The 17,508-nt window shown below is 34.2% G+C and carries 16 protein-coding genes and 2 pseudogenes; 12 read left to right on the top strand and 6 right to left on the bottom strand.

Annotated elements, in window-relative coordinates; translation table 11 throughout:
• Nucleotides 1–30 precede the first annotated feature (30 nt).
• Complete coding sequence (efp, locus tag WH390_RS11430) at nt 31–597, top strand: elongation factor P (RefSeq protein ID WP_032116141.1); 567 nt, start codon at nt 31–33, stop codon at nt 595–597.
• Between the two features lie 184 nt (nt 598–781).
• Here efp and cstA read toward each other — a convergent pair.
• Nucleotides 782–2,892: pseudogene (cstA, locus tag WH390_RS11425) on the bottom strand (pyruvate/proton symporter CstA).
• A 390-nt stretch (nt 2,893–3,282) separates the two neighbouring features.
• Between cstA and WH390_RS11420 the strand changes: the two are divergent.
• The 6 genes from WH390_RS11420 (at nt 3,283) to WH390_RS11395 (ending at nt 10,186) form a co-directional block, all read left to right on the top strand.
• The gene (locus tag WH390_RS11420) at nt 3,283–3,678 is read left to right on the top strand and encodes a CesT family type III secretion system chaperone (RefSeq protein ID WP_032116142.1); all 396 of its coding nucleotides are present in this window, start codon (nt 3,283–3,285) and stop codon (nt 3,676–3,678) included.
• Between the two features lie 30 nt (nt 3,679–3,708).
• Nucleotides 3,709–5,865: a protein-tyrosine phosphatase family protein gene (locus WH390_RS11415; RefSeq protein WP_052044935.1), complete on the top strand. Its 2,157-nt coding sequence runs from the start codon at nt 3,709–3,711 to the stop codon at nt 5,863–5,865.
• Between the two features lie 737 nt (nt 5,866–6,602).
• On the top strand, nt 6,603–6,917 hold the full coding sequence (sugE, locus tag WH390_RS11410; RefSeq protein WP_032116143.1) for a quaternary ammonium compound efflux SMR transporter SugE: 315 nt from the start codon (nt 6,603–6,605) through the stop codon (nt 6,915–6,917).
• 619 nt (nt 6,918–7,536) lie between these two features.
• Nucleotides 7,537–8,670, top strand: a complete 1,134-nt coding sequence (locus WH390_RS11405; RefSeq protein WP_032116144.1) for a hypothetical protein — start codon at nt 7,537–7,539, stop codon at nt 8,668–8,670.
• 170 nt (nt 8,671–8,840) lie between these two features.
• Nucleotides 8,841–9,353, top strand: a complete 513-nt coding sequence (locus tag WH390_RS11400) for an Hsp20 family protein (protein ID WP_069187513.1) — start codon at nt 8,841–8,843, stop codon at nt 9,351–9,353.
• Nucleotides 9,354–9,586: 233 nt separating this feature from the next.
• On the top strand, nt 9,587–10,186 hold the full coding sequence (locus WH390_RS11395) for an FMN-dependent NADH-azoreductase (RefSeq protein WP_032116145.1): 600 nt from the start codon (nt 9,587–9,589) through the stop codon (nt 10,184–10,186).
• Nucleotides 10,187–10,237: 51 nt separating this feature from the next.
• Here the strand turns inward: WH390_RS11395 and WH390_RS11390 are convergent, their stop codons facing one another.
• Entirely contained in the window at nt 10,238–11,158 is a 921-nt protein-coding gene (locus WH390_RS11390; RefSeq protein WP_032116146.1) for a LysR family transcriptional regulator, read from the bottom strand.
• 329 nt (nt 11,159–11,487) lie between these two features.
• Between WH390_RS11390 and WH390_RS11385 the strand changes: the two genes are divergently transcribed.
• The 3 genes from WH390_RS11385 to WH390_RS11375 are packed head-to-tail and all read left to right on the top strand — an operon-like array spanning nt 11,488 to nt 12,772.
• Nucleotides 11,488–11,916 (top strand): YeeE/YedE thiosulfate transporter family protein, encoded by a 429-nt coding sequence (locus WH390_RS11385; protein WP_256379525.1) that lies wholly within the window; start codon nt 11,488–11,490, stop codon nt 11,914–11,916.
• Complete coding sequence (locus WH390_RS11380) at nt 11,810–12,532, top strand: YeeE/YedE thiosulfate transporter family protein (RefSeq protein ID WP_406850584.1); 723 nt, start codon at nt 11,810–11,812, stop codon at nt 12,530–12,532. Before WH390_RS11385 ends, WH390_RS11380 begins: the two co-directional genes overlap by 107 nt.
• A 12-nt stretch (nt 12,533–12,544) precedes the next feature.
• Entirely contained in the window at nt 12,545–12,772 is a 228-nt protein-coding gene (locus tag WH390_RS11375; RefSeq protein ID WP_032116147.1) for a sulfurtransferase TusA family protein, read from the top strand.
• A 148-nt stretch (nt 12,773–12,920) separates the two neighbouring features.
• On the opposite strand, the gene WH390_RS11370 is transcribed toward WH390_RS11375, so the two are convergent.
• From WH390_RS11370 to WH390_RS11360, 3 genes are all read right to left on the bottom strand, one after another.
• Nucleotides 12,921–13,202: a hypothetical protein gene (locus WH390_RS11370; protein ID WP_032116148.1), complete on the bottom strand. Its 282-nt coding sequence runs from the start codon at nt 13,200–13,202 to the stop codon at nt 12,921–12,923.
• A gap of 943 nt (nt 13,203–14,145) precedes the next feature.
• Nucleotides 14,146–15,003, bottom strand: a complete 858-nt coding sequence (locus WH390_RS11365) for a hypothetical protein (protein ID WP_406850583.1) — start codon at nt 15,001–15,003, stop codon at nt 14,146–14,148.
• Nucleotides 15,004–15,289: 286 nt separating this feature from the next.
• Nucleotides 15,290–15,526, bottom strand: a complete 237-nt coding sequence (locus WH390_RS11360) for a DUF333 domain-containing protein (protein WP_032116150.1) — start codon at nt 15,524–15,526, stop codon at nt 15,290–15,292.
• Between the two features lie 483 nt (nt 15,527–16,009).
• On the opposite strand from WH390_RS11360, the pseudogene WH390_RS11355 reads away from it, so the two are divergent.
• Nucleotides 16,010–16,150 (top strand): annotated as a pseudogene (locus tag WH390_RS11355) (beta/gamma crystallin domain-containing protein); the annotation flags it as partial.
• Nucleotides 16,130–16,507, top strand: a complete 378-nt coding sequence (locus tag WH390_RS11350) for a hypothetical protein (RefSeq protein ID WP_406850727.1) — start codon at nt 16,130–16,132, stop codon at nt 16,505–16,507. The pseudogene WH390_RS11355 and the gene WH390_RS11350, both read left to right, overlap by 21 nt.
• A gap of 151 nt (nt 16,508–16,658) precedes the next feature.
• Here WH390_RS11350 and WH390_RS11345 read toward each other — a convergent pair whose 3' ends face one another.
• The gene (locus WH390_RS11345; RefSeq protein WP_032116151.1) at nt 16,659–17,357 is read right to left on the bottom strand and encodes a PipA/GogA/GtgA family type III secretion system effector; all 699 of its coding nucleotides are present in this window, start codon (nt 17,355–17,357) and stop codon (nt 16,659–16,661) included.
• Between the last annotated feature and the right edge of the window lie 151 nt (nt 17,358–17,508).

Genomic DNA, 17,508 nt, shown 5'->3' with positions numbered 1-17,508 from the left:
ATTTTTACTTAAAAAATTTAGAGGATTTCTATGGCTACCTATAGTACCAATGAATTTCGCTCAGGTCTTAAAATCATGTTAGATGGCGAGCCTTGTGCAATTGTGGAAAGCGAATTTGTCAAACCAGGCAAAGGGCAAGCGTTTGCTCGCGTACGGATCCGTAAATTAATTTCTAATAAGTTATTAGAAAAAACATTTAAGTCAACTGATTCTGTCGAAAGTGCTGATGTTATGGATCTGAACTTGACCTATCTATACAGTGATGGTGAGTTTTGGCATTTTATGAATAATGAGACTTTTGAGCAACTAGCTGCTGATGAAAAAGCGGTCGGTGATAATGCAAAATGGTTAATCGATCAAGCTGATTGCATTGTTACATTATGGAATGGACAGCCTATTGCTATCACGCCACCGAATTTTGTTGAACTGGCAGTGGTTGATACCGATCCGGGTTTAAAGGGGGATACCGCTGGTACGGGCGGAAAACCGGCAACATTAAGTACCGGTGCGGTGGTAAAAGTTCCGCTATTCGTTCAAATTGGTGAGGTAATTAAAGTTGATACCCGCTCCGGTGAATATGTTTCTCGGGTGAAATAATATTTAGCTAATCTATCGCTTTTAATTAAAGGTTGTTTGTTAACAATGAATGGAGTGATAGGAGCATTATTTTTTATTGCTAATAATAGCCTGAAAATTTCAGGCTATTATTGTTTCCGCAATATTTTCTATTATCTTAGCTATTGATTTATCTGTTTTCTATTAGCCATTAGTGATTTAGGACTTAGGTATTAATAATTCGCTGTGGATTGACAATAATGTTCTCATCATTTGCCGCTATTGCTAAGTAGGGTGTTTCACGGCTGGTCGGGGTGGCTGATTTGAGTGCGCTTAAAACCGTTCTGATTGAAAACAATGCTAAAATCACCACCGTGATCATAAAAAAACTGGTCAATCCTGCATCGACACGATTATTAAAAACTAATTGTACTAACTGAGATTGGCTATATTGTGGCGGAATATTACCGCTGTTAATCAGCGACTGAAATTTGTTGGCAATGGCCAAAAAACCGATACTACTATTTTTACTAAATACTTTCTCCCAAGCCGCTGTCATCGTACAAATGATCAGCCAACTGGTAGGTAATAGGGTTACCCAAGCATAAATATGTCGTTTCATTTTGAATAAAACGACGGTGCAGAGCATTAACGCCATACTTGCTAGCATCTGATTGGCAATACCGAACAGTGGCCATAATGTATTGATACCGCCTAATGGATCTACTATACCATGATAAAGAAAATATCCCCACGCTAACACACAAAGTATTGTGGCAATAACATTGGCAAGTAATGAATCGGTTCTTTTTAGCGGTGGTGATATAACACCTAATAAATCTTGCAACATAAAGCGTGCAGCTCTTGTTCCAGCATCGACAGCGGTTAAAATGAATAACGCTTCGAACAAGATCGCGAAATGGTACCAGAAAGAGACATTGAGTAAGCCGCTAAATGCACTATGTAGTAGATAAGCCATCCCAACAGCCAGGGTTGGTGCCCCACCGGCTCTTGAAATAATAGATTGTTCTCCAACTTCGTTAGCAATGTTGATTAGGGTTTCTGGTGTAATATGAAATCCCCAGCTACTGATTATTTGCGCCGCGGAAGCCACCACGTCAGAGGTTCCAACCGGCGCTAACATTGACATTGGGCTATTCATTGCAAAATAGACCGCTGGATCGATGATGCAAGCCGCAATTAATGCCATGATAGCGACAAATGACTCCATTAGCATGCCACCGTAACCAATCAAACAGGCCTGATTTTCATTTGCTAACATTTTTGGTGTTGTACCTGAAGCAATCAAAGCATGAAAGCCCGAAACGGCACCACAGGCGATGGTAATAAAGAGGAAAGGAAATATTCACCAGACCATACTGGTCCGCTACCATCAATAAATTGGGTCAGTGCTGGCATTTGTAACGTAGGACGAGTAATGATAATGCTGATAGCCAGTCCGATAATGGTACCAATTTTTAAGAAAGTTGATAGATAATCTCGTGGCGCCAATAGTAACCAGACAGGCAGCACTGCAGCGATAAAGCCATAAATGATCAGTAGCCAGGTTAGCTGAATACCATCGAAATCGAAATAATAGGCCCAACTTTTATTTTTGCTAACCCATTCACCTGAAACGATAGCAAAGATTAAGAAAGTAAAACCAATAATTGAAATTTCACCAATTTGGCCAGGGCGAATATAACGGATGTACACCCCCATAAAAATGGCTAGCGGGATGGTAAAGGCTACCGTGTAAGTTCCCCAAGGGCTATGCGTTAAGGCTTTTACGACAATCATGGCCAAAACAGCAAGAATAATCACCATAATCATAAAGCAAGCAATAAGGATCGTGATCCCTGCGATATTTCCCATTTCGGTTTTTACCAATTCACCAAGTGAACGTCCATCACGGCGAACAGATACAAACAGCACCATCAGATCTTGCATTGCACCAGCAAAAACAACTCCCGCTAATATCCACAGCATACCAGGCAAATAGCCCATTTGTGCAGCAAGCACTGGCCCAACTAAAGGACCCGCTCCGGCAATGGCAGCGAAATGATGACCAAATAGGATTTTTTTATTGGTTGGTACATAATCTAAGCCATCATTATAGCGAAGAGCGGGAGTCATGCGAGTCGGATCGATAGCAAGAACCTGATTGGCGATATAGCGCCCATAGTAACGATAGGCAATTAAGTAGATACAAACTGCTGCAACAACAATCCATAATGCGTTAATTTGTTCACCTCGATTGAGGGCAATATAACCCAATGAAAAGGCACCTAGCAGAGCAAAAATAACCCAGCTCAGAGGTTTAATAACGTTATTCATATTAGCTCCATCTAATGTTGTTATTAGTAAAAAAGTGATGATCTCCATTCTTATAATCTATTTTGCTTAAAGCTCAACTAGCTGAAACGTGCTAACCGATGAGATGTAAAAATTATTTTGCATAATTGTTAATTTGGTCACTTTCCTATTTACTGTGAAACAGGCTAGTTGTATCGTTTTTTATTTGTAACTAATAATTATTTTCTGTAAAAGAGCATGATTAGAAATAATTAATTTTTCTATGTTTAAATGGACTATTTATTTTGCTTTATTAATTTAGTTTGAGCGGGATTAAATAGCATTTTTTATTTTTTTTTAATAAATAATAAGAATAACGCCAAATAAAAGCAGTAAGCACAGAAGTTATTTTTTAATAAGAGGTATTTTTTAGTGCATCAACTTGCTATTTTCCACCAAAAAGTATCATTACTTTTTAATCATATTGGTCTTGAACCAATAGAAAAAACATCCAAACAGGAAACTTTCAGTTTAACTATTGATAATAAATTTGACTTTTATTTGGGGTTAATTGATCAGTTTGATTGGTATATTTTTACTGATTTAGGTCATGTAAATGAGTTAACGCAAAAAAATATTACTCTTTTATCTTTATTGCATTTTAATAATTTGACCCAGCTACGTTGGCAACCAATTGCCGCACTTAATGAAGAACAACATCTTATATTATGGGTGAAATTGCCTTTATATGAGATCAACACATATGAAATTATTGATACTTTTGAATTATTGCTTGAAAAATCAGAACAATGTATAGCTGAAAAGTAATAGATTAACTTAAAAATAAGGGGTTTTATGATGCCTAATATCTTACCGATTTATAATAATGTAATGCCTAATACCAATTATGCCTCAGATGAAGCATCTGGAGGCCAAAATGGGACGCAAAAAACTGAGTATCAAGGGCGTAATATTATCAAGAATAGCGAATCAGCGTCCATTTTGTTACGGCACAAACCCCATTTAGATACTGAAACGGATCTAGACAGTAATCAAACGTGGCGTCATGCTGGTATGAATTTTGAGATTGATGTAACGCCACCGGAAATTCCAGCAAAACCTACTGTGGCGGAAAAAAAGTTAACCAACCCACCGCAGCTTCCTCCTAAGCCAAAATTAGGTGCGACAGAAACCCTGAATATACCATCAGAAAAAGCGGTTGCCAGTAAAGTATCGAGTGCGGCAAGCATAATTGGCGATGATGGTATTCCTCTCAGTAACCAACGAAATAATAAGCTTTTGCTGGCTGAGGCAACTTTAGTTAAAGCGCCGGATGGTAAGTTATTACCCGCAAATCGCGTGCAAATTGCGGATCGGAATGTGGCAATGATCAGTGAGTATCCTAAAACAGAATATTTAGAAAGTTATTTTAAAATGCTATCTGATAATCAAACGCCACTTCTGGTTGTCTTGGCATCAAATAAGGACATTGAGACTGGAGGCTTACCTGAATATTTTAAGCAAAGTGGAAAGTATGGCAGTGTGTCAGTTAAGGTTGAAAAGGGTGTGGAAAATCGATCTGCTGGCAAATTTAACTATGACGAGTATCAAATAGAAATTAAGGAGGGTAAGCATTCATATCAAGTGCCTGTTATTCATATTAATAATTGGCAAGGAAAAAATAACATCAATAATGAAGGGTTAAAGGCTATCGCTGATCGTATTAATCTGGCAAGCCATGATCATTCGACTGAGCTTTACCAAAAAAATAATAAAACAGTACATGATCTCAATAAAGTATTACCAGTAATACATGGTAGTAAAGGATATGACCGCTCGGCTTTTCTGGTTGCCGCAACTCAAGTATCTAAACTTAGTAATAAATTGAGTGCTGAAAAAATTATTAACGAAATAAAAAATTCCACTAGCGCAAAAATATTAGATAAAACAACACAGCTGGACTTACTTAAGCAATTTGAAGAAACGAAGGGTAATTACATTCGTGATAAAAGATCATCTGCTAAGATGGATGAAGGTACCACTAAATTAGAAAATGCTACTGATACAGATATACTACCAACAAAATTAAAGAGAATGTTAAGTGATCCAGAGGTACCCGCACCGCCATTACCGCCACGTAGAATGTCAGCAGAAGACCAACAACAAACCGTTCTACTAGCTAAAGATCTATTTCAACGGTTAGCGGACAACTTTAGCGATGTCAACATAGACAAATCACAATATATTGAGAAAGTTGAGAATCAGCGGTTTGGCAATATCTGGACTGCAAAAGCAACGGCTGTGACAGCCCCGAATGGTCAGCCTTTACCCGCTAATCGGGTACAAATTGCTGCTCAGAATGTCGCTATTGCTTGCCAATATCCAAAACCAAAATCAATGGAAGATTATTTTAAGATGTTGGTGGCTAATCGGACACCTGCACTGGTTGTATTGGCATCAGAAAAAGATATTAATCCGGAATTTGGCGAGAAATTGCCCGAATATTTTAGAAAAAGCAATCAATATGGTGATGTTTTAGTCACTGCAAAAGCTAACGGTGAGGGTAAATTAGCTGACCGATTAGATTATCAGCAATATTTATTGCAAGTCACCGAAAAAGGTCAAGATGCTAAAGTTACCATACCTGTTATTCATGTTCCTAATTGGCCGGATCGAACTGCCTCTGGTAATAAAGGATTAAGAGAATTAGCTGAGCTTGTTAATGCAGTTGTCGATAAAAAAATTAATATGTATCAGAAAAAGGGAAGTAGAGCGATAGGCGATAAAAATAAATTATTACCAGTAATACATTGTCGAGCTGGGGTTGGGCGTACTGGTCAACTACTTGCCACAATGGAATTAATAAAACCAGAAAGTAATTTAAGTTTAGAAAAAATTGTTACAGATATGCGTAACACACGTAATCGACAAATGGTTCAAACATCAGAACAAATGCAAGCGTTGGCTATGTTAGCTGTTGAACAAGGTAAACCAATTTCCGATAAAAAAGCGTAAGCTATATTTTAGCAGCCTAATTTATATAGTATAAATTAGTTTTTTTTCCTGATAATTGCCTGTATATACGCTGCTGCTGGCTTGTCTTTAGAGCCCTTCAGTAGCGTTTAGTACAGGCCTATTTTTTGCTGCCAATCGCATTTTCGGTATAAATTCAATATCGTTACTTGTTGATGGCCTTATGGTAAATATGCAGGATAAAGCCAGACGGCCCGCGGTATAAAAATATACAACTATCCTCAGTAACGCTTGTTAGCCTTATTAGTCTAACATTCATTTGTCACCACCATTCTCAATGTGACGGGCTCATTTTAACCTGTTTTAAGCCATCACGTTAGATTATGATCATTAACTCGCTATGAAAAAATATATACTATTCAATCAGTATCAACGGCTAGTCAGACCGATTATTGTTCCTGGCTAAGATAGATATCTACAGAATGTAGCAACAGTAACAAACTGCCAAAAGTACTGTTGCCATTACCTTGTTAGGTAAGTATGAATAATTTATTATCCTGAGTGCGATAGAACTCAGCAAGTTTATCAGGGAGTGCAGTAACAGAAATGGAATGTCTAATTTTTTTAACTAAACTAATCTTCAATGGTAATTAAGTAAATATACATAGTGTTGCAGTTATTATATTGCCTAGTTATAATTTTTTCAGTTTGATCTATTGCTCAGGACGACCTGAGAAATATCATTTTGTTGGGGACGACCCTAGTTGTTAGGAGGAATGATGGCCTGGTTAATTTTATTAATAGCCGGTTTACTTGAAATCGTTTGGGCAATAGGATTGAAATATACCCAAGGATTTACCAGATTAACCCCCAGTATTATTACTTTAGTTGCCATGTTGTTTAGTGTAGTGTTATTAGCTTATGCAATGAAAACATTGCCGACGGGTACTGCATATGCGGTTTGGACAGGTATTGGTGCAGTTGGCACGGCGATAATTGGGATTATTTTTCTTGGTGAATCAGCCAGTTTATTCCGCTTATTAAGCCTGGGGCTAATTTTTGCTGGGATTATTGGGCTAAAACTGGCACATTAATTTTAAAGTTATTTATTATAGCCAAATATTTATTTTGTCATGGCATATTTAATACGGGGCATGGATATTTATTCATGCCCTGATTAATTTAGTACTGAATTCGGCTAATCATAAGTAAAATTTTTATGAATAATAAGTGAGTTTAGTTTATTTATATATTGTTGCTAGTGGTGTTTTATGCAAAAAATCGGCATAGCAAATTGGAAATATAAGCAGAATAAAATAAATTAATAAACTATTTAGAAAATATTATTTATTTTATTACTAAATTTGGTAAATATCATTTTCACATCATAAAAAAGATAATATTAATTAATAATAAAAATCTTATTATAATTTTTTTACTACTAGTTAAATTTGGCTATATTTGAAAAATAATTTCCTCGATTAAGTGATTAAATTAGTGCCTATATGCTGATAAATTATTATATCAATATAGTGAACAGTTAAGAAAAAGTTTTCTTATCGGTTTTTCTTGATAATTATCTTATCATCGGTATGACAAAAATAACCGGTTCGGTTAAACCCGTTGTTTATCCATTTTTGGGATAGCAAAGCATGATCAAATAATTATTAAGATTAAAAATAAAACTTATTAATTAATTTTATCGAGGTTTTTATGACAATATTAACGGTCTATTTTTGTGGTACAGGAGTTACTAAATTTGAGGATTCAAATAAGCAGTATTGGCAAGGTGAATTAGTCTCGATGTTGGCATCAAATAATTTAGGTCGTGAATTTGCAGAATGGATTATTATTGATGGTCCTGGAAGTGGAAATCTTCAGCAAGATGAACTCTGGGTAAAAGATGGAGGGTATCATAATTGGACTGGAGTAGGTTTTGGTAAGGGCTGGAAAGAAAATGTGCAGCATGCAATCCATATTATTAAAGGTAATTTTGATTGGCAGCGAGAGAAACTGACTGAAAAACAGTATAACCTGCTCAAAAAAGCCAATATAGCCATTGATGACGTAGAAGTATCAGGTTCTTATTTCTGGCGGCATTATGATTATGGCAATCGAAAAGTTTCTCAGCAGCAATTGCAACAACAAATTATTAAAATGTATCGCAAAGGCGGGGTTATACCCAGTCAGGTTAATATAGTAGGTTGGAGCCGAGGAGGCGTTAGTTGTCATATGCTCGCCAATGCGATGTTAGAAGATGAGCTTTTAAAAGAAATTCCAGTAAATATTTTTGCTATTGATCCTGTGCCTGGCCCATTAAATTTCCAAAATGAAAAGGTTTCGTTAGGTAAGAATGTTAAAGAATATGTTGCTTTTTATGCTAAAGACGAACGTTCGAAGGGTTTTTGTTGTGTAATTCCGAAAACGGATAGTGCAACGATTGTTCGTATATTTCCTATGCGTGGTCGACATGCAACTCTTGTCGGTAATGCATCTCTTGATAGTGTTGGCGAAGGCAAAGTTTTATATCAGCCAGGGTTAATTGTTCGTCACTTTGCCGAAGTCTGTTTAACTCGATGGGGTGTTAAGCTAGATAAAAAGTTGGAATTGAGCGATCGAGATTTATTAGAATTACATCAGTCGATAGCAAAAAATAGTGATCTCTATCAAGACATACAAAATTATTCCTATACGCAACTCACTGAAAAAAATGGCAATGAACGCAATGTTTCCTATGGTGATGAAGGTAGTCAATTTTCTTTAATTAGAGGTAATCAATTTTTGCCAGAGTCAGGGTTAATTTCTGATTTCTTGGTTGATCCTTTGATTTATGATGGTATTAAATAAAAATCAGTGAATAAAGCTCAATTAAATAAATATTTGTTTATTAGATATTTTTATTTAGAAGTGTATTTACATTGTAATAAATAAGTGGAAAAATCTGCAGTAACTCCTATAAGAATAATAGAGAACAAAGTTCTCCATGCTTAATTAAGCTACATTAGGAGAGGTCTATTATGATTCGTCCATTAAGGTTATTTCCAACTTTAACAAATGATTTATATTCTGACAGATTTGATAAGATAGATAAGTTATTTAGTCACTTAACTGGCGTTAAGCCGCTATCATTACCAAGTGAGTCCTACAATTTAAAGAAAATTGATGATACCCATTATGAACTAATAATCAGTGTTCCAGGTTTTACTGAAAATGAATTAGATGTTTCGTTTTCTAATGGGCAATTGTTTGTTGTTGGTGATCATAAAGAAGAAACTCCAAAAAAAGGTGAATGGCTTCACCAAGGTATTTCTCATCGATCCTTCTCTGCCCAATATTCATTAGGTAAAAATGCTAAAATCCAAAATGCTGAATTATGTGATGGCTTACTTAAAATTCATCTTGAATATGAGATCCCTAAAGATGAAAAGGTAAAAAAAATCACAATCAAAAAAGGCAAAAAAAATGAGTCTAAAAAATTAAAAGCCACTAAAAAACCAGCAGTGGCCAAAAAAACACAAAAAGCTAAATAATCTGCTGAAAATTAGGTATTACCTAATTAACTTAAATTGTAAAAAATTAAAGCCTCGCCAATATTATGCGAGGCTTTTTTTTAATTGTTGCATTATTGGAATCAATATAAATTCTTTCTTTCAACACTAATAATTTTTTTTAGTAGTAAAATTTAATTTGTTCTTAATTTCAGGTTTGTAATAAAAATTATCGATCTGAAATATTAAAATAATAGTGTAGTAGGAATTATATTATGAATAAAATTCTTGTTTTAAAATCCAGTATCATGGGAAATAATTCTCAAACAAATACTTTGATAGATACTTATCTGACGGAAAGACAATTAAAAGGATTAAATGATGAAGTCGAGATACGTGATTTAGCTAAGCTTAATCTTCCTGTATTGAATAATGAACTATTTAATTCGATGCGAGGAGCGAGTGATTTCAGTGAAAAAGCCTTTAGCGCGGTCGCCCTATCAGATAAATTGATAGCCGAACTGAAAGGGAGTGATATCGTTGTTATCGGTGCACCCATGTATAATTTGAATGTGCCAACTCAGTTGAAAAATTGGTTTGATCTTGTTACCCGTGCAGGCGTTACGTTTAAATATACGGAAACTTATCCGATGGGATTAGTTGAAGGGGTACGTGCGGTTGTTGTCAGTTCTCGTGGTGGTATCCACTTGGGACAAGAGACGGATGCAGTGACTCCTTATCTGAAATCGGTTTTAGGATTGATTGGTATCACTGATGTGGAATTTATTTATGCCGAAGGGATGGATATGAAACCTGATGGGCAAAAACAAGGGATTGCTAATGCTAATGCTAAAATTGCGAGTCTTATAGCGTAAGCATGATGATTTGCTTACTGGCATGTAAAATGCCAGTAAATGCAAATCTGTTCAGTTTGGCGCTGCTATTTTTTCCATATAAGCGGGTAAATCGTTAACTAAAGTATCAACAATGAGTCGGACTTTTCGCGAAAGGTAAGGGGTTTTTGGCCATACCGCGTAAATAGAGAAGGTTATTTCAACCGCATGAGGCATAATTTCTTTCAGGCTCCCGTTGATCAGTTCTTCTCTGACTAACCAGTCAGGAAGCCAGGCAACACCTGCATCTGAAATAATCGCATCTTTTATTGCTTGCATGTCATCCATTATTAATCTTGTTTTTGGTCTGAATTCGTATATACCACCGTTATCGCCTTTGAGGCGCCATTTTTGTATTTGATTTGAACGGCTATAAGCGACAGCAAAATGTTGAGCCAACTCTTTAATTGTGCTTGGTTCACCCATTTGAGTAAGATAAGTGGGGGAAGCGCAAATCGTCATACGATGTTGGCCGATTTTTCTCGCGACTAGATTACTGCTATCAGGTAGTGTGCCAATATAGATTGATAAATCAATTCCTTCTTCGATAAGATCGATGATACGATCGTTGAATGACATTTCTAGCTCTAGCTTGGGGTACTGTTTTATTAAAGCAATGAGTAGGGGGGCTATACATAAATGGCCAAATAATACCGGCATCGAAAGCCTAAATTTTCCACAAGCTTCATGCTTACCGCTGTCAAGAATGTCTTCTATCTTTTCTATCTCATCGAGTGCACGTCGGCAATATTCATAATACAGCATTCCTTCCTCTGTTAAACTTTGCGTGCGGGTTGTTCTATGAAACAGGGTTACACCCAGTCTTGCTTCTAATTGCGCAATTTTTTTTGCTACCGATGAGCGCGTTAGATGTAATTTTTCCGCTGTTTGAGAGAAGCTGTTAGCTTCAGCAGCAGCAACAAATACCGGAAGGCTATTTAGTATACTTTTCATTCGATTATTGCCATTCAGACATAAAATTATCTTTATAAATAATAGACAGAAACATTAAATGTTAGAAATAATAAAAAATGTAGTAAATTTAATGATGCTTAAGCAGGATAGGATTTTTATTATTTTTAATATGAATGAAATATTGTGGTAAACAGCGTTAAATATTTTTAAACAGAAATAAAAAACTAATCCCTTGATTTAACAAATTTATTTTAGCTAATAAAAAAGTGATCCCCAACAATTAGACTATATTTAAAACTGTGCTTTTTATCAACAATTTAATAAGTTCGATTTTATAAAATGTTATTTTAATTTAAGGAATGATATTAATGATAAGTTTATCTCATATATCTGGCTTAGTATTGGGTAGCTTACTTGGTTTTGTTATGCAACGGGGACGTTTTTGTTTAGCTGGCGGATTAAGAGATTTTTATTTATTCCGTGATAGTCAAATGATAATTGCAATCTTAATCGTTATTTCTATTCAGAGTGTCGGGCTCTTTGGCTTGCAAAGTCTAGGATTAGTCATACTCCCGCATGCCAAATTTTTATGGTTAGCAACCATAGCTGGTGGCATTTTATTTGGTATTGGAATGGCATTGGCCGGATCTTGCTCTACTGGCGCCTATTATCGAACCGCTGAAGGTTTAGTTGGTAGTATTGTTGCTGTTATCGGCTTTATCCTATCCAGTTGGTTGGTCCGTTTGCCGGTCAGTAGATCTTTTTTTTTCACCAATTACCTCCCAGGCATTAGATAGCGGAACAATAACACAAACTTTTCATGTATCACCATATATAATCATGCTTATTTTAATATCATTAACAATCTATTTGGTTATTAGACATATCAGGCAGTGGAAACAGATTAATGTAGCAAAAATAACAGCAAAAAAAGCAGGAATCAGCCACCTATTATTTGAGGCTCGCTGGCACCCATTTATTACGGCAATGTTGGTAGGAATTATTGCGCTATTAGCCTGGCCGGCAAGTTTAGCTGCTGGGCGGATTGGCGGGCTTGGTATTAGCGGACCTAGCGCGCAATTATTTTCATTATTGATTAACGGCAATTTAAAATTTTTTGACTGGGCTGGCTATTTATTAATCGGTTTGTTGTTGGGATCATTTATTGCCGCCAAGGGTAGTCAAGAGTTTAGATTTAGAAACCCAGGTTTGACCACCGTGGTAAAAAGTTTTATTGGTGGTTTATTTATGGGGATCGGTAGCGGTTTAGCGGGTGGCTGCATGCTAGGTAATACTTTGGTTAATACCGCTTGGTTTTCATGGCAAGGCTGGGTGTTTATTCCTTGTATTATTTTCGGTAGTTGGCTCACTAGTTACTTTACTGTGATCCGTCCATGGCAAATAAAATCATAGAGGTTATTGCATATGAGTGAAATTCAACTAGATACCAGAGGGAAGTTATGCCCATATCCACTAATTCAAGCGCAAAAAGCGATAGATTTAATGATAAACGGTGATATTTTAGTTATTAAATATGATTGTGCTCAAGCAACGGAGAATATTCCAAAGTGGGCGGCTAAATCAGGTCATGAAGTGATTGATTTTCAACAAACCGGCAACGCTCAATGGCAAATTACGCTTAAAAAAAGGTAAATAAGATAATTACATTGAATAAATAAGGTCATTCAATAAAGGCTTCAGGTTGGTAAGCTAGAAAACTTAGTAAGCTAAATAATACTATTTGATTAATAATCCGGCTAGGAATGAGTTATTTCCGTCCCTGGCATGGATTTCCGAGCACTTAATTTTTTGGTTTTGGCTTTATAGTTGTCCGCTTAATTTCCCCCTTAATTGAGACCGAGTCTGTCGCCGTTGATCTGGCAAAACATCTTTTCTCATGGGGAAGGCTGCAATCAGGTTCAGTTGTTGCTGATGATATTGGCCTTGAACTTTCAGTCGCATTATTCTGCTCTGCTGTTGGCTCAACATCGTTAATTTGTTCGTCTATAAACACCGTACTCATTGAGATAACGCTATAGCCAAGCAGGATTATGGAAATAAATAGTTTCGATAATAGTTTCATGACGCTTTCCTCCTGATTAAATAATAATGATAATTATTATTGTTTAATGATAGGTGAACATTCCGCCATTGCAAACACTTACCTAAATAAAATTTTTGGTTAATAATGTTTATAGGTTGATTGCTACTATATCGGGTTATTTTGCTGCATTGATTGCCACTCTTTTAAAGGCTATATATTAGTATTGTTAATGTAACTAATACCTATAAGATTTGTAAAATTGGCCGAGTTGTTTTGATTTTTGTGTATTTCACTCTTTATAATAGAACAATAGGTGAATTGGTTTAAAAAATTATTCTGTAATATTGTGGTTTTGAAAGTAATGGAATATTCATTGTTTGATTGAATGATATTTTTATTAAATTTGATAAGCATTTTATTTTTCGTGCTGTTATTAGATATTTATTATTATAAAAAACGCGGTATTTAAATATCTAATACCGTTCATTACTATAATAAGAATTAAAAATATTTATATTTTTATTATTGTTTGAATTTTATTATTCTTAATTTTCACTAATCTATTTTTATTAATAATTTGATACCTAAAACAATGATCTTATTTTCATTTTAAAATTCTCCTACTAGCTATAAATTGTTACATATTAATTATAACTACATAAAAAAACACAGTTTTTTAACTAATCGATGATGATATTTATTTTTATTAACAGAATTTTTTATTTTAAGATATTTATATCTTACATGTTAATTAAGTTAAGTATGACAAAAAACTAGATACTTTATAGTTTTTATCAAACAAAAAGTTATAATGAAAAGGTTCTATATTCTAACAATAATCTGTTGTATTAACTGAAATTATCAATATTGATATTTGGTAAGTTTTGATTAACTAGTATAGAGTAAAACACCTCTTCTTTATTAATTTTAATGAAGAGGTATTTATTAATTAAACGCTTTATTTATATTGTAAAATTACGACTTATAATAAGCCTTCTGGAACCTTAGTTTTTTCTAACTCTTCTTCGGTTTCTGAAGTATCATCTGTAGTTGCTGAAGTTGAGCCTGTAACTGTTCCAGTGCTCTGTTCAGCTTTATCAATAGCTTGCTCTATTTTCTTAACAACATCATTGAAAGAGCCGAAGAATGTGGTAACTAAAATACTAAGGTCTTCCTTCGCCTGTTTAAGAACCTCAGCAACAGATAATTCAGTCAAACTATTAGCAACATTGGTAACTGCTTCAACACCGCTGTTAGCCGCATTTAAGCCTGTTTCAACACCAGTTTTAGCAACACCTACACCTGTTTCAACACCAGTTTTAGCAACATCAAAACCTGTTTCAACACCAGCTTTAATAACATCTACACCTGTTTCAACACTAGTTTTAGCAACATCTACACCTGTTTCAACACCAGTTTTAATAACATCTACACCTGTTTCAACACCAGTTTTAGCAACATCTACACCTGTTTCAACACCAGTTTTAGCAACATCTACAGCTGTTTCAACACCAGTTTTAGCAACATCTACAGCTGTTTCAACACCAGTTTTAGCAACATCTACAGCTGTTTCAACACCAGTTTTAGCAACATCTACAGCTGTTTCAACACCAGTTTTAGCAACATCTACACCTGTTTCAACACCAGTTTTAGCAACATCAACACCAGTGTTAACAGCTGTATTTGCAGCATTTTCTGTTGTATCAATAGCAGTTTTAGTGCTTTCCAAAACCTTATCTACACCAGGGATGTTTAAATTACCTATTGGGCTAGCGATAGCTGACATATAACCAAATGTTAAAACAGAAGCGATAGCAAATCGATTTGTAAATAATTTCATTAGTCACCTCAATTAATAGTTATGTAACGATATTAATAATAGATGTTTATTTTAACATTTCAATAACCGTTTATTAACATTTAACGAAGCAAATAGAGAGGTGTAATTTAATAATGCAACAGCAACTCTTTTAAAATAAAAGTGTTTTTATCGCTCTATTTTAGATGACTATATTATTTTTTAAAAAGATATAACAATATTTGTAATAAACTAATTTTTTACCAGCAGCAAGTTGCTTTTGAAAAAGAATTTAATCAGTAGCAATTACTAAATAAGACGCAGTAAGTTATTTATGATCTTGGCGATAGAGTGTCCACTCTTCGATGCGCACACCATTAGGTAGCAGGCAATAACCAACTTCTCCTTTCGCTGTCTTTATAATTTCAATTTTTCCTTTTTGCTTAACACAATAAACTGAAGCAGGATTTGCCATGCCGATGGATTTAGCGGGCGGCAATGATTCTGTTGTATTAGTGCATCCGCCAAGGTAAATAAGTGTTAGCAGTAAAGGTATCTTTCTCATAAATTTTTACTCAACCAGGTGATGAACGAACAGACTAATTATAGTATATAAGTTATTATATCATTTATGGTAGAAAATTTTTTCACATAAGAGATAGCAAATTTTTAATTATTATATTTTGCTATGTTATTATATTCATAGATGAATTATTTTATTTTTTTAAGATCAGTTTTTTACTTAATTGAAAAATAAATTTATTGTAGATAAAGATGGTTTTTTTTATTAAAAGTAGCTTGTGTAACACTACACTAAATATAATATAAAATTTACATCAAATATTTATATTGAAATGTGTGACTTTGAATTTCATATATTATTAAAATAATTTAATAAAAATTATAAAATAAAAGGATATTTATGAATAATAATCAATCATTTTCGACAGGTGTTATTTTTTATAAAGGGAAAAATTATACTGGTGATAGTTTTTTATATGTTGAGTCTAATGAAGAGTATCGGCTGTCTGCATAATTAAATGATAAATTTAATTCTGTCAGAGTCGGTAGACTTTCTCAAGTTCAGGGATGGAAGGATTATGCGGCAAATAATGCCCCTGGTAACATAACAAAAATTTGGCAATATGATACACCTGATCTATCCGAAATAAAAGGCTTATCAAGATTTACCGTATCCCCTAAATATACTGATATACTAGCGATATTACTTAATAATAATACTGGCAATAATATATTTTATCAGCTTGTATTTAATATTTCTTTTGTAAGTAACCCAATACATATTAAAGCGAATACGGATTATCAATGTATTGGTTCCTTTCCACAAGATGGTAATTTATATAATGCTAATATTGCTATTATTAGTAACCAGAATAGACCAGCTATTCGTGCTCAAGTGAGTTTTAAATATAATATGTCGACTAACGAAATTGAGATAATGATGTCTAATCAAAATTTTCCATCAATGCTATCATTTGAAAAAGTAGAAAGAAATAGATTTTGTCTAAATATTAATCATGCTTAATGTGCGTTTTTTTAACAGCAAATGCAGTTATTTTAATCTGACAGAAATATTAATTGTTTATGTAAGATCTGTCAGATTGAATTTAATCTCTTAAAACGAAAATGATCAACTTATAAATGCGTTAAAAGTTCATTACTTTTTTTGCTTTATATTAATACTTAAATCTTGCAGGTTCTTTATTACCCATTTCTTTAAGGATAATATTGGTATATTCAACTACCGCACCTCTGACATGATTATTATCCTGGTCAGGGAGCATTGTTAACGCATGAACGATTTCATGCATAAATGCGCGGGTAAAACTAAACAGGGCATAATTACCATTTTCTAACTGATACTGCTCTTTATATTGTAAACAATTTGCTGGATCGATAGTAAGAGATATAATTTTTTTGCCTTTTTCAGCTTTTATCTCTTCAGCAGTTACGGTTGTGCTAAAGGCATCATGGATTGATACATGCCATTTATCACCATCACAAAGATGGGTATCGTAAGCATAATTAAATAACCGCCTAAAAGTTGGACTTTCGTCATAGGCCATGGCCATGAGAGAGGAAAGTTCTTGATTACATAATTGATATTGCTCTTCATTTAATTTTGTTTCTGTTTCTGTTTCTGTTTCTGATTTAATTCTATTATCGAATAAAAATAGTGATTTTACTTGTTCTGATGGATGTGATTTATTGCTGTTGGTTGCAATCTTATCATGAGATTGTCTTGCTGGGGATGGATCATCTGATTGCATTTTTAGATCGGGATATTTTTTCGCTAAATCACCATCATTATTATTAGATGGTTGAGTATATAACGAAGAATAGGATATTTTATTATTAAAGTTAATTGGCAACATATTTAAAAATGACTCGCTAAATCTAGTTATGATTATTTATCATTATCCTATCAAGATAATTTTTTATGCTAATAAATTTCAACTTTATTATGCTTACCTATAGACGATAGCTAAAAAAATAACAACCAATCACCAATAAACAGAGAGCTTA

This window comes from Candidatus Arsenophonus nilaparvatae (assembly GCF_045346035.1).
GTDB classification, from domain to species: domain Bacteria; phylum Pseudomonadota; class Gammaproteobacteria; order Enterobacterales; family Enterobacteriaceae; genus Arsenophonus; species Arsenophonus nilaparvatae.
This window is presented reverse-complemented; position numbering and strand designations above follow the sequence as displayed.

What these genes read in the sequence shown, in the direction of transcription:
- efp (WP_032116141.1), top strand. Translation starts at nt 31, where the DNA reads ATGGCTACCTATAGTACCAATGAATTTCGCTCAGGTCTTAAAATCATG.
- WH390_RS11415 (WP_052044935.1), top strand. Translation starts at nt 3,709, where the DNA reads ATGCCTAATATCTTACCGATTTATAATAATGTAATGCCTAATACCAAT.
- sugE (WP_032116143.1), top strand. Translation starts at nt 6,603, where the DNA reads ATGGCCTGGTTAATTTTATTAATAGCCGGTTTACTTGAAATCGTTTGG.
- WH390_RS11405 (WP_032116144.1), top strand. Translation starts at nt 7,537, where the DNA reads ATGACAATATTAACGGTCTATTTTTGTGGTACAGGAGTTACTAAATTT.
- WH390_RS11400 (WP_069187513.1), top strand. Translation starts at nt 8,841, where the DNA reads ATGATTCGTCCATTAAGGTTATTTCCAACTTTAACAAATGATTTATAT.
- WH390_RS11395 (WP_032116145.1), top strand. Translation starts at nt 9,587, where the DNA reads ATGAATAAAATTCTTGTTTTAAAATCCAGTATCATGGGAAATAATTCT.
- WH390_RS11390 (WP_032116146.1), bottom strand. Translation starts at nt 11,158, where the DNA reads ATGAAAAGTATACTAAATAGCCTTCCGGTATTTGTTGCTGCTGCTGAA.
- WH390_RS11385 (WP_256379525.1), top strand. Translation starts at nt 11,488, where the DNA reads ATGATAAGTTTATCTCATATATCTGGCTTAGTATTGGGTAGCTTACTT.
- WH390_RS11375 (WP_032116147.1), top strand. Translation starts at nt 12,545, where the DNA reads ATGAGTGAAATTCAACTAGATACCAGAGGGAAGTTATGCCCATATCCA.
- WH390_RS11370 (WP_032116148.1), bottom strand. Translation starts at nt 13,202, where the DNA reads ATGAAACTATTATCGAAACTATTTATTTCCATAATCCTGCTTGGCTAT.
- WH390_RS11365 (WP_406850583.1), bottom strand. Translation starts at nt 15,003, where the DNA reads ATGAAATTATTTACAAATCGATTTGCTATCGCTTCTGTTTTAACATTT.
- WH390_RS11360 (WP_032116150.1), bottom strand. Translation starts at nt 15,526, where the DNA reads ATGAGAAAGATACCTTTACTGCTAACACTTATTTACCTTGGCGGATGC.
- WH390_RS11345 (WP_032116151.1), bottom strand. Translation starts at nt 17,357, where the DNA reads ATGTTGCCAATTAACTTTAATAATAAAATATCCTATTCTTCGTTATAT.